Genomic DNA, 13,103 nt, shown 5'->3' with positions numbered 1-13,103 from the left:
CCCTTCCATAATATGAACAAGCGTGCATAACCAGCCAGCACTACAACGAACCAGGGGGACTCGATGAGCGATTCCCGTGAGTGGACGCCCCAGGCGATCCAGGCCGAGATCGACGCCCTGAAGCACAAGCCCGGCGCCCTGCTGCCGATCCTGCACGCCATCCAGGACCGTCTCGGCTTCGTGCCCGAGGAAGCGGTGCCGATCATCGCCGAATCGCTGGGCCAGACCCGCGCCGAAGTGCATGGCGTGATCAGCTTCTACCACCACTTCCGTACCTCACCGCCGGGTCGCCACGTAGTTCAGGTCTGCCGCGCCGAAGCCTGCCAGTCGGTGGGCGCGCGCGCTCTGGAAGCCCACGCCAAGGCCAGCCTCGGCGTCGACTTTCACCAGACCACCGCGGATCGCGACATCACCCTCGAGGCGGTCTACTGCCTGGGCAACTGCGCCTGTGGCCCCTCGATTCGCGTCGATGACGAGGTTCGAGGCCGGATCACGCCAGAGGCCTTCGACGCCCTGGTCGACGAACTGCGCACCCAGCCCCTGGAGGTGATCGGATGAGCATCCGCGTCTTCGTTCCCTGCGACACTACCGCCCTCTCCCTGGGCGCCGACGCCGTGGCCAAGCGCCTGGAGCGCGAGGCCGAGAGCCGCGGTCTCGCGCTGACCGTGGTGCGCAACGGCTCCCGTGGCCTGGCCTGGCTGGAGCCGCTGGTCGAGGTCGAGACCCCGGCCGGCCGGGTCGCCTTCGGACCGGTCACGCCCGGCGACGTGCCGGCACTGCTCGATGCCGGCCTGCTCGAGGGCCACGACACCCACCCGCTGGCCCTGGGCCCCACCGAGGCGATCCCCTACCTGGAGCGCCAGCAGCGCCTGACCTTCGCCCGCATCGGCGTGACCGACCCGCTGTCGATCGCCGACTACCTGGCGCACGACGGCTTTCGCGGCCTGGAGACGGCGCTGACCCGCGAGCCTCAGGACATCGTCGAGGAGGTCAAGGCCTCCGGGCTGCGCGGTCGCGGTGGTGCGGCTTTCCCCACCGGCATCAAGTGGCAGACAGTGCTCGATGCCCCGGCGGACCAGAAGTACATCGTCTGCAACGCCGACGAGGGCGACTCCGGCACCTTCGCCGACCGCCTGGCAATGGAATGCGATCCCTACATGTTGATCGAGGGCATGGCCATCGCCGGGCTCGCGGTCAACGCCACCCAAGGCTACATCTACCTGCGCTCCGAGTACCCGCTGGCCAAGCGGATCCTCGATGCCGCCATCGTCCGCGCCGAAGCGGCCGGGTATCTCGGCGACGACATCCGCGGCAGCGGCCGCGCCTTCCGCCTGGAGGTGCGCCTGGGCGCCGGGGCCTACATCTGCGGCGAGGAGACCTCTCTGCTGGAGAGCCTCGAGGGCAAGCGCGGCCTGGTGCGCTTCAAGCCGCCGCTGCCGGCCATCGAGGGGCTGTTCGGGCGGCCCACCGTGGTCAACAACGTGCTGTCGCTGGCCGCCGTGCCCTTCATCCTCGCCGAGGGCGCCGAAGCCTACGCCGGTCATGGCATGGGCCGCTCCCGAGGCACCCTGGCGCTGCAGCTGGCGGGCAACGTCAAGCGCGGCGGCCTGGTGGAGCTGGCCTTCGGCACTACCCTGCGCACGCTGATGGAGGAGTTCGGCGGCGGCACCGCCAGCGGCCGGCCGCTGCGCGCGGTACAGGTCGGCGGCCCACTGTGCGCCTACCTGCCCGAGAGCCAGTGGGACATGCCGCTGGACTACGAGACCTTCGCCGGCGTCGGCGCAGGCGTCGGCCACGGCGGCGTGGTGATGTTCGACGACAGCGTCGACATGGCCGAGCAGGCGCGCTTCTCGATGGAGTTCTGCAAGGAAGAGTCCTGCGGCAAGTGCACGCCCTGCCGTATCGGCTCGACCCGCGGCGTGGAGGTCATCGACCGCATCCGCGCCGGTGAGAACCGCGACGCCAACCTCGCGCTGCTCGGTGAGCTCTGCGAGACCATGGAAGACGGTTCGCTGTGCGCCATGGGCGGCATGACGCCCTTCCCGGTGCAGAGCGCCTTGAAACACTTCCCCGACGACTTCCAGCGCGCGCCGGAAGGAGACCGCTCATGATTCAGCACTTCGATCCCCGCCAGCACGACAGGGACCTCGGTACTCCGCCACCCTCCCCGGTCGCCGACGCGGCACCGGTGAGCGTCGAGATCGACGGCGTGGCCATCAGCGTGCCGGAAGGTACCTCGGTGCTGCGCGCCGCGGCCCTGGCCGACATCAACATTCCCAAGCTGTGCGCCACCGACAACCTGGAAGCCTTCGGCTCCTGCCGGCTGTGCGCCGTCCAGGTCGAAGGCCGGCGTGGCACGCCCGCGGCCTGCACCACTCCGGTGGCCGAGGGCATGAAGGTCACCACCCAGAACGAGCGCCTGGCCCGGCTGCGCCGCAACATCATGGAGCTGTACATCTCCGACCACCCGCTGGACTGCCTGACCTGTCCGGCCAACGGCGACTGCGAGCTGCAGGACATGGCCGGCGCGGTGGGCCTGCGCGAGGTGCGCTACGGCTTCGAGGGCGAGAACCACCTGGCCGCCGAGACCGACCACTCCAACCCCTACTTCAGCTTCGATCCGAGCAAGTGCATCGTCTGCTCGCGTTGCGTGCGGGCCTGCGAAGAGGTGCAGGGCACCTTCGCGCTGACCATCGACGGCCGCGGCTTCGACTCCAAGGTCTCAGCCGGCCAGGACGAGGCCTTCATGGACTCCGAGTGCGTGTCCTGCGGCGCCTGCGTCCAGGCCTGTCCGACCTCAACGCTGATGGAGAAGAGCGTCATCGATGCCGGCCAGCCCGAGCACAGCGTGGTCACTACCTGCGCCTACTGCGGCGTGGGCTGTTCCTTCGAGGCCCAGATGAAGGGCGACCAGCTGGTGCGCATGGTGCCCTACAAGGGCGGCGACGCGAACCACGGCCACTCCTGCGTCAAGGGCCGCTTTGCCTTCGGCTACGCGACCCACCCGGATCGCATCACCACGCCGATGATCCGCGATTCCATCGACCAGCCCTGGCGCCCGGTCGAGTGGGACGAGGCGATCACCTTCGCCGCCAAGCGCCTCACGGCGATCCAGGACCAGCACGGCCGCGAGAGCATCGGCGGCATCACCTCCTCGCGCTGCACCAACGAGGAGACCTACCTGGTGCAGAAGCTGATTCGCGCGGCCTTCGGCAACAACAACACCGATACCTGCGCCCGGGTCTGCCACTCGCCCACCGGCTACGGACTGAAGACCACCCTGGGCGAGTCCGCCGGCACCCAGACCTTCGACTCGGTGATGCAGGCCGACGCGATCATCGTGATCGGCGCCAACCCCACCGACGCCCACCCGGTATTCGGTTCGCTGATGCGCAAGCGTCTGCGCCAGGGCGCCTCGCTGATCGTCGCCGACCCGCGGCGCATCGACCTGCTCAAGACGCCGCACCTCGAAGACGCTCAGCACCTGCCGCTGCGCCCGGGCACCAACGTGGCGCTGGTCAACGCCCTGGCCCACGTGGTGGTCACCGAGGGCCTCGAGGACCACGACTTCATCGCCAAGCGCTGCGACACCGAGGCGTATCGCGCCTGGCGTGACTTCATCAGTGAGCAATGCCACTCCCCGGAGGCCACCGAGGCGACCACCGGCGTACCCGCCGAGGCGGTGCGCCGCGCCGCGCGCACCTACGCCACCGCCGGCAACGGCGCCATCTACTATGGCCTGGGCGTCACCGAACACAGCCAGGGTTCGACCATGGTAATGGGCATCGCCAACCTGGCGCTGGCCACCGGCAACATCGGCCGCGAGGGCGTGGGCGTGAACCCGCTGCGTGGCCAGAACAACGTGCAGGGCTCCTGCGACATGGGCTCCTTCCCCCATGAGCTACCGGGCTACCAGCACGTTGCCGACGTCGCGGCCCGCGGCCGCTTCGAGGCCGCCTGGGGCGTGGCGCTCGACGACGAGCCGGGCCTGCGCATCCCCAACATGTTCGATGCCGCCATCGAGGGCACCTTCAAGGCGCTCTACGTGCAGGGCGAGGACATCGCCCAGTCCGATCCCAACACCCAGCACGTGGAAGCCGCGCTGTCCTCGCTGGAGTGCCTGATCGTCCAGGACATCTTCCTCAACGAGACCGCCAAGTACGCCCACGTGCTGCTGCCGGGCTCGAGCTTCCTGGAGAAAGACGGCACCTTTACCAACGCCGAGCGACGCATCAACCGCGTGCGCAAGGTGATGCCGCCGCTGGCCGGCAAGGCCGACTGGGAGGTCACCGTCGACCTGGCCCGCGCGCTGGGCTATCCGATGGAGTACACGCACCCGTCCGAGATCATGGACGAGATCGCCCAGCTGACGCCGACCTTCGCCGGCGTCAGCTACGACAAGCTCGACGAGCGCGGCAGTCTCCAATGGCCCTGCAATGCCGAGCATCCCGACGGCACCCCGACCATGCACGAGGTCGACTTCCCGATCGGCAAAGGCCGCTTCGCGATCACCGAGTACGTGGCCACCGAGGAGCGTGCCAACCGTCGCTTCCCGCTGCTGCTGACCACCGGGCGGATCCTCTCCCAGTACAACGTCGGCGCCCAGACCCGACGCACCGACAACCAGGTGTGGCACGACGAGGACGTGATCGAGCTGCATCCCTCCGACGCCGAGGTACGCGGCATCAAGGACGGCGACTGGCTGGGCATCACCAGCCGGGCGGGCCAGACGGTACTGCGCGCGCGGCTCAGCGAGCGCATGCAGCCCGGCGTGGTCTACACCACCTTCCACCACCCGGGCAGCGGCGCCAACGTAATCACCACCGACAGCTCCGACTGGGCCACCAACTGCCCCGAATACAAGGTGACCGCGGTGCAGGTGGAGAAGGTCAGCCGGCCCTCCGAATGGCAGCGCCGCTTCGACGAAGTCGACCGCCAGCAGCGCGAATACCTGGCCACGGCCCGGGAGGCGGCATCATGAACCGTCGCCCGGCGGCAAGCGCGGCGCTCCCCGTGGTGCATCATCGCGTCGAGGAGCACCGTGGCGCGTCGGGCTGGTATCGCGACGACGCCGAGGACGCCCTGGCTCTCGAAGTACCGGTGGCGCTGGTCTACAACGGCATCTCCCACGCGGTGATGATGGCCAGCCCCACCGACCTGGAGGACTTTGCCCTGGGCTTCAGCCTCACCGAGGGCATCATCGCGCACCCCCACGAGTGCTACGACCTGGAGCTGCAGGAAGACACTCGCGGGCTGACGGTCCAGCTGACGATCGCCAGCCAGCGCGAGGCAGAGCTCAAGGAACGCCGCCGCAGCCTCGCCGGTCGCACCGGCTGCGGACTGTGCGGCACCGAGGCGCTGGACCAGGCGATCCGTCCGATTCCGGCGGTGCAGGCGCCGGCACTGACCGACGCCGCCATCCAGCGGGCCCTCGGGGAACTGGCCGAGCACCAGGCGCTGCAAGCGGCCACCGGCGCCAGCCACGGCGCCGCCTGGTGCGACGCCGACGGCCGCATCCGGCGGGTACGCGAGGACGTGGGCCGCCACAACGCCCTGGACAAGCTGATCGGCGCCGTGGCCCGCGCGGGCGGGCCAAGCAAGGACGGGTTCGCTCTGGTCTCGAGCCGGGCCAGCTACGAAATGGTGCACAAGAGCGCCAGCGCGGGCATCGGCGCCCTGGTGGCCGTCTCGGCGGCTACCGCACTGGCGGTGGAGCAGGCCCGCGAGGCCGGCCTGCTGCTGGTCGGCTTCGCCCGCCCCGGCCGCCACCTGGTCTATCACCGCCCCACCGGCACGGCGCCGGTGCGGGCTCACGGTTGAGGAGTCGAGTATGTCGCACGATCAAGGCCAGACGCTGGTGCACATGGTCAACCAGATCGCCGCCAACCTGAGCGGCGGCCGCGAGACCGCAGAGACCGTGGAAGGCGTCTGCACCCACCTGGAGAAGTTCTGGGCCCGGGCCATGAAACAACGCATCGTCGCCAGCCTCGACGAGCCCGACAGCGGCTTGTCGCCGCTGGCTCGCCAGGCCGTGGCGCGGCTGGCCGAGCGTCAGACCGCCAAGGCCGGCTGACGCCCCGCGCACGAATCGGCACCGCAAACACGGTACATACAAGGGCCGCCCCAACCGGGGCGGCCCTTCACGTTCTCAAGGAAACACGCAGACACGCCAATCTGCCATACCGGGATCCGTGCATGGAACACAACGCAACCGATTAATCATTTGATCAATGAGCCGTCCCCCGCCGGAGTGGCAACATGCCATGGATTACATTAATCTGGCAGCCACTCCAAATAACATAAAAAGCTTATGAAACAGTCAAGCACAGGGATCGACAATACGAATCTTTATGCGCAATGGGACTTTACCGGGCAAGAATTCCCTCTTCCTGAAGGGGCCGGCTCTGGGTGCATAATGAGGACATCGCTGGCACACGGCGCCACGATCTATTACTCCGAATACAGGGTGATCAAGGATTGCACCCTGGAAATCCAATCCTCACAAGACGACCTGGGAGACCTGCTTTGCACTCTGGTCTTACTATCCGGAAAATTGACACTGGCAATGCCATCGGGATACATCCAGGAGCAAGACGCTGATCACTCACTGATTTTTCGCGTATTCGAAGAAGGAACACGATTCCACCTGCCCGGCAATCAAGTCATCAGGCATCTTGGCGTGTCTATCCCCCTGGAAAGCCCTTGGCTGATAGAAGACGATATTCGCGCCTTGATTACCCCCTTCCTGAAGGCAAAGGAAAGAGATCTCATCACTCAACTTCCCCTCGGAAAAACCACCAGACAGTGGGCAGCAGACCTTTTTCTGCATGCATCTGAGGCACCTTACCCCACGGTAGCACTGCATCGGGAAGGCCTCGCCAAATGTTACCTTTCCAGCCTGTTGCGAGACTATGACGCTTCAAGAAACCAGGCCTCAACGAGCATCGACGAGCCTTCGGAATGGGAATTGAAGACATATGCAGCAGCCTGCGAATACATCAGAAAAAACCTGGGCAAGAGCCTGAACACCAGAGCAATGGCAAATAAGTTTGGTATCAGCCGCACCAGATTTAACGAATTATTCGTCATCCTCCAAGGCCACTCTGCCAGCAGTTACATAAGACACCAAAAACTCACAGAGGCAAAACGCCTTATCGAGTATGAAGGCGCACCGATCAAGGTGGCCGCCCATGCCGTTGGATACCATCATGTCAGCAATTTCACACGTGCTTATCGGCAATATTTCGGCGGAACACCATCCACGAGCCGTCATGGAAACATCAGCGAATCGTCAAGCTGACGGCAGAAGAAACACCGACGCTTGAAATGATTCTTACCGGGCACACGCGGCACTTACACGAGGTGTGACGCTTGACGAGGCCCACAGATCTTACGAAATGATAACCTTTGGAGAAAATGATAACTGAGTAGTGTGGCCATTGGCGGCTCGACATGACTAACCTTGTCAACTTCAAAAGGAATAAAACACCACAAGGGATCGAGACGCCGCCATGAACCACACCTACCGTACCGTCTGGAATGCCGCCAGGGGCAACTGGCAGGCCGTGGGAGAAAACGTCCGGAGCACGGGAAAAAGCCCTGCCAGCCGCCGCTCGGCCCGCCCGCTCAGTTGGCCAGTTGGCGGTCTGGTGCTGGTAACCCTCCCCGCGCTCGGCTCGGAGTTACCCAGCGGCGGGCAGATCGTCGGGGGTGCCGGCAATCTCGATCGCCAAGGCAACAGCCTGACCATTCGACAAGACAGCCAGAACCTGGCCATCGAGTGGGACGACTTTTCCATCGCAGAACATCACCGTGTGGACTTCGTTCAGCCCAAAGGCGATTCGGCCGCGCTTAACCGAGTGACCGGCGACAACGTTTCCGACATCCGTGGCGCCCTCTCCGCCAACGGCCGAGTGTTCCTGATCAACCCCAACGGCATCTCGTTCTCCTCCACCGCCCGAGTGGATGTCGGCGCACTGGTGGCCTCCACGCTGGATATCTCCACCGAAGACTTCATGGCGGGGCGCTATACCTTCGAAGGCGGTAGCGGCAATGCGGTCATCAACCATGGCAGTATCACCGCCGCCGAGGGCGGCCATGTAGCGATGATCGCCGCCGAGATCATCAACACCGGCAGCATCGACACCCCGCGGGGCAGCACCCTGATGGGCGCGGGCAGCCGGGTCACCCTCGATCTCGGCGGGCCGCTCAAGATCGAGGTGGAAGAAGCCGCACTGGAGACCCACATCGAACAGGGCGGGGCCATTCGCGCCGACGGCGGGCGGGTCTACCTCACCGCCCGCGCCGCCAATGACCTGGCCAGCAGCGTCATCAACCACACCGGCATTACCGAGGCCCGCACCCTCGCCAGCGGTGAGAATGGCGAAATCATGCTGATGGGCGATATGGACTCCGGCAGCGTGCAGGTGGCCGGTACGCTGGATGCATCGGCCCCCACAGGCGGCGACGGCGGCTTTATTGAAACCTCCGCCGCCCGCGTGCAAGTGGCCGACGGCAATACCGTGACCACCCACGCTGGCAACGGTGACACCGGCACCTGGCTGATCGACCCCAAGGACTTCACCATCGCCGCCAGTGGCGGCGACATGACAGGCCAAACGGTAAGTGACGCACTGGCCAGCAACGATTTCGAAATCGAAACCGCCACCATGGGCACGGATGGGGGGAATGGCGACATTCTGGTCACCGATGAGGTGAGCTGGAGCAGCACCAACACCCTGACCCTGAATGCCGAACGCAATATCGAGATCAACCGTGAAGTGAGTGTCAACGGTGGCGGGACTCTAGCGTTGCAGTATGGGCAGGACAGTCCAGCGTCGGGCAACACTGCCAGTTATTACGTCAATGCACCAGTCAACCTTGCCAGCACCAGCCACTTCAGCACGTTGCAGGGCAGCGATGGCACAGCGATCGACTACACCATCATCACCGACCTCGGGGCGGAGGGCTCCAGTAGCGGTACGGATCTGCAGGGTGTTCTTGGCGACCTCTCGGGCAACTATGTGCTCGGCAGCGATATCGATGCCAGTGCCACGGCAACTTGGACAGAAGGCTTTGCGCCACTGGGCAGAGCGGCTTATGGCCGTACCTTTACCGGTCGGTTCGATGGTTTGGGGCATACCATCGACGGTTTGGTATCTACGCCATCCAGCGGCATCTTCGGCTCGGACAATGTCGCACTGTTTGGGGCGACAAACAGCGGCGCTGAGATTCGTAATATCGGGTTGGTCGACGTACAGGTCACGGGCAGGAATCAAGTCGGCGCACTGGTGGGGGATGCTTATAACACCACCATTGATAACAGCTACGCGACTGGGCAAGTGAATGGTGAGCAAAATGTTGGCGGTTTGGTCGGTTACACCACCGGCGTCGACATCAGCAACAGCTTCACCGCTGCCGACGTTGAGTTGAGCGGTAACTTTGGCGGAGGCCTGATCGGCAACGCCTGGAACAGCGAGATTCGCAACAGTTATACCTCCAGCAGCGTAACAGGCGCATCGCAACTTGGCGGACTGATAGGAAGATCACAAACCACCACGATTGCAGATACCTACGCCGTCAGCACCGTCACCGGCACAGGTAACGACCTGGGAGGCCTGGTCGGTGAACTGAACGGTGGCACGGTCGACCGGAGCTACGCCGCCGGACGGGTAACCGGCACGAGTAATGGGGGCTTGATTGGCTATGGCTGGAACGGAGAGACCGTACAGAACAGCTTTTACAGCATTGACGGCACAGGGCAAACCTCATCCGCCGGAGGATCTGGCCTGTCCGGGGTCGAGATGCAGCAAATGGATGACTTCCTGGCAGCCAACTGGGACATCGACGCCCAGGGCGGTACCGGCAGCGTCTGGCGCCTCTATGAGGGCCATACTACCCCGCTGCTGCGCAGCTTCCTCACGCCGCTGACGGTGCTGCCGGAGTACGACGGCAGCGGTGCTCACCAGACGGATATCAGCGCCGCCGCGGACAATGCGCTGAGTGATCCGCGGATTTCTGGTAGCCAAACCAACACCGCACTGACCCTCACCGGCAGCGCCAACAGCGGCGAATACCTGGCCAGCCTGGACCTCGACGGCCTCTATTCCGGCCAGCAGGGGGTCGACCTGATTGGCGGTGAGCGAATCATCACCGACGGCAATGTGGCCAATGCCGGCGATATCGCCCTGACCAACGGCATCAGTTGGGACACCGGCACCCTGCGCATCGACACAACGGGCAATATCACCAACATCGGCGCCATTCAGGGCGGCGTAAACAGTGTCTTCCACCTGGTGGATGGCAACTGGCAACAGCACGCCGCCAGCCTGCCCACCTTCGCGGTGAACGACTTCCGGCTCAAGGAAGACACCGCCAGCTTCCTGCGCGCCTCTGGTGGTAACGGTACAGCAACTGACCCCTACCAGATCGGCGATGTGTACGGCTTGCAAGGCCTGGAATCCTACACGCTGCTGGGCAGCGATTTCACTCTGGCCAGCGATATCGGCGCCAGCGTCACGGTTAATTGGCATGCGGGTGCCGGGTTTGATCCTATTGGTACCCTCTCAAACCGCTTCAGCGGCAGCCTCGACGGCCAGGGTCATGTGATTGACGGTCTGACCATCGACCGGCCAGGAGAGGACTATGTGGGCTTGCTGGGGAGGTCGAACGGTGCCGAGCTGCATAATGTCGGGTTATCAGATGTCAGCCTGACGGGGGCCAGTGCTGTGGGATCTTTGGTAGGAAACACGACTAATACGTCTATCGAGAACAGCTATGCACACGGGGGGCAACTAACGGCGATAGAATATGGGGCTGGCGGGCTGGTTGGGTCCGGGGGGGATGGTGTTATCCAAAACAGCTACGCGGATGTGGCGGTACTGGCGGAGGCAGATGGTTTCGGTTCCGGGGTTGCGGGTGGGCTTCTCGGCGCCGGAAATATAGATATCAGCAACAGCTATGCCCGTGGCGATGTCAGTAGCCCTGCAGCGCAGGTGGGGGGGCTGGTGGGCCAATATAATGGTGGCACCATCACCAACAGTTATGCCACCGGCCAGGTGAACGGCGGCAGCGCCGTCGGCGGCGCCATTGGAAATCTGATAAGTTCGGCTGCGCTCAGCCAAGTGTTCTGGAATCAGGATACCAACACCGACCTCACTGGCGTGGGCAACGATGCGGCGGCAACCGGCGTAACCGGCAAGAGCCTGACCGACCTGCAAACCCTACAAACCTTCACCGACGCGGGCTGGGACATCGACGCCCAGGGCGGCACCAGCAGCGTGTGGCGTCTCTACGAAGGCCACACCACGCCGCTGCTGCGCAGCTTTCTCACACCGCTGACGGTGGCCGTCGATGATGCCAGCACCACCTACAACGGCACCGTGCAGACCGGCCCGGGGAGCTGGAGCGCAAGTGGTCCCCACGACAGCAGTCTGATCCTCGGCACCGCCAGCATCACCGGTGGCGGCCGGGATGCCGGCAGCTATGGGATTGCTCTCGATGGCCTGTACTCAGGCCAGCAGGGCTATGACCTGATCCTCAACGATGGCAGCCTGACCATCGATAAGGCGAACGCCACCGTCACCGCCAATAGCGACACCGTGACCTACAACGGTGGCAGCCAAAGCGTCAGCGGCTTTACCGCCAGCGGCCTGGTGGGTGGCGAGGACGAAGGCGTCCTTACCGGCGTGACCACCACGGGTGGTAGCGGCAAAGATGCGGGCACTTACACGCACACCGCCAACGGCAGCGACGGCAACTACGCCCTCACCTTTATCGACGGCAACCTGACCATCGATAAGGCCGCCGCCACCGTCACCGCCAATAGCGACACCGTGACCTACAACGGCGGTGCGCAAAGCGTGAGCGGCTTTACCGCCAGCGGCCTGGTCGGCAGTGAGGACGAAAGCGTCCTTACCGGCGTGACCACCACGGGTGGCAGCGGCACCAACGCCGGCAGCTACGTGCATACCGCCAACGGCAGCGACGGCAACTACGCCCTCACCTTTATCGACGGCGGCCTGACCATCGACAAGGCGAACGCCACCGTCACCGCCAATAGCGACACCGTGACCTATAACGGTGGCAGCCAAAGCGTCAGCGGTTTTACCGCCAGCGGACTGGTCGGCGGTGAGGACGTAGGTGTACTTAGCGGCGTCACCACCAGCGGTGGCACTGGTACCGATGCCGGCAGCTACGTGCATACAGCCAACGGCAGCGACGGCAACTACGCCCTCACCTTTATCGACGGCGGCCTGACCATCGATAAGGCGAACGCCACCGTCACCGCCAACAGCGATAGCGTGACCTATAACGGCAGCGTCCAGAACGTCAGCGGCTTTACCGCCACCGACCTGGTGGGTGGCGAGGACGAAAGCGTGCTCGCCGGTGTCACCACCAGCGGCGGCAGCGGCAAAGACGCGGGCACTTACGCTCACACCGCCAGCGGCAGCGACGGCAACTACCTGCTGACCTTCGTCGACGGTGAGCTGACCATCGACAAGGCCGCCGCCACCGTCACCGCCAATAGCGATACCGTGACCTATAACGGTGGCAGCCAAAGCGTCAGCGGCTTTACCACCAGCGGCCTGGTCGGCGGTGAGGACGAAAGCGTGCTCAGCAGTGTCACCACCTCGGGCGGCAGCGGCAAAGATGCGGGCACTTACACGCACACCGCCAACGGCAGCGACGGCAACTACGCCCTCACCTTTATCGACGGCAACCTGACCATCGATAAGGCCGCCGCCGCCGTCACCGCCAATAGCGACAACGTGACCTACAACGGCAGCAACCAGAGCGTCAGCGGCTTTACCGCCAGCGGCCTGGTCGGCGGCGAGGACGAAAGCGTGCTCAGCAGTGTCACCACCTCGGGCGGCAGCGGCAAAGACGCGGGCACTTACGTGCATACCGCCAGCGGCAGCGACGGCAACTACGCCCTCACCTTTATCGACGGCAACCTGACCATCGATAAGGCGAACGCCACCGTCACCGCCAATAGCGACACCGTGACCTACAACGGCAGCAACCAAAGCGTCAGCGGCTTTACCGCCAGCGGCCTGGTCGGCGGTGAGGACGAAAGCGTGCTCAGCAGTGTCACCACCTCG

The 13,103-nt window shown here is 64.6% G+C and carries 7 protein-coding genes; all 7 read left to right on the top strand.

The window, feature by feature from the left end; genetic code table 11:
- Window positions 1-63: 63 nt before the first annotated feature.
- A complete protein-coding gene (locus tag ACGTN6_RS12235; RefSeq protein ID WP_394591894.1) occupies window positions 64-558 on the top strand; it encodes a formate dehydrogenase subunit gamma in 495 nt (164 codons plus the stop codon).
- Window positions 555-2,111, top strand: coding sequence for a formate dehydrogenase beta subunit (locus ACGTN6_RS12230; protein ID WP_394591892.1), 1,557 nt, complete (start codon window positions 555-557; stop codon window positions 2,109-2,111). Before ACGTN6_RS12235 ends, ACGTN6_RS12230 begins: the two co-directional genes overlap by 4 nt.
- Entirely contained in the window at window positions 2,108-4,981 is a 2,874-nt protein-coding gene (gene fdhF / locus ACGTN6_RS12225; protein WP_394591890.1) for a formate dehydrogenase subunit alpha, read from the top strand. The genes ACGTN6_RS12230 and fdhF overlap by 4 nt, the downstream gene beginning before the upstream one ends.
- The gene (gene fdhD, locus ACGTN6_RS12220) at window positions 4,978-5,820 is read left to right on the top strand and encodes a formate dehydrogenase accessory sulfurtransferase FdhD (protein WP_394591888.1); all 843 of its coding nucleotides are present in this window, start codon (window positions 4,978-4,980) and stop codon (window positions 5,818-5,820) included. The genes fdhF and fdhD overlap by 4 nt, the downstream gene beginning before the upstream one ends.
- A 10-nt stretch (window positions 5,821-5,830) precedes the next feature.
- On the top strand, window positions 5,831-6,073 hold the full coding sequence (locus tag ACGTN6_RS12215) for a formate dehydrogenase subunit delta (RefSeq protein ID WP_394591886.1): 243 nt from the start codon (window positions 5,831-5,833) through the stop codon (window positions 6,071-6,073).
- A 237-nt stretch (window positions 6,074-6,310) separates the two neighbouring features.
- Window positions 6,311-7,300, top strand: coding sequence for a helix-turn-helix transcriptional regulator (locus ACGTN6_RS12210; protein ID WP_394591884.1), 990 nt, complete (start codon window positions 6,311-6,313; stop codon window positions 7,298-7,300).
- Between the two features lie 211 nt (window positions 7,301-7,511).
- Window positions 7,512-13,103 (top strand): MBG domain-containing protein (locus ACGTN6_RS12205; RefSeq protein WP_394591882.1); only part of this gene is annotated, 5,592 nt, incomplete at its 3' end.

Origin of the sequence: Halomonas sp. B23F22_20, from assembly GCF_043496985.1 — a bacterium.
GTDB lineage: Bacteria > Pseudomonadota > Gammaproteobacteria > Pseudomonadales > Halomonadaceae > Halomonas.
This window is presented reverse-complemented; position numbering and strand designations above follow the sequence as displayed.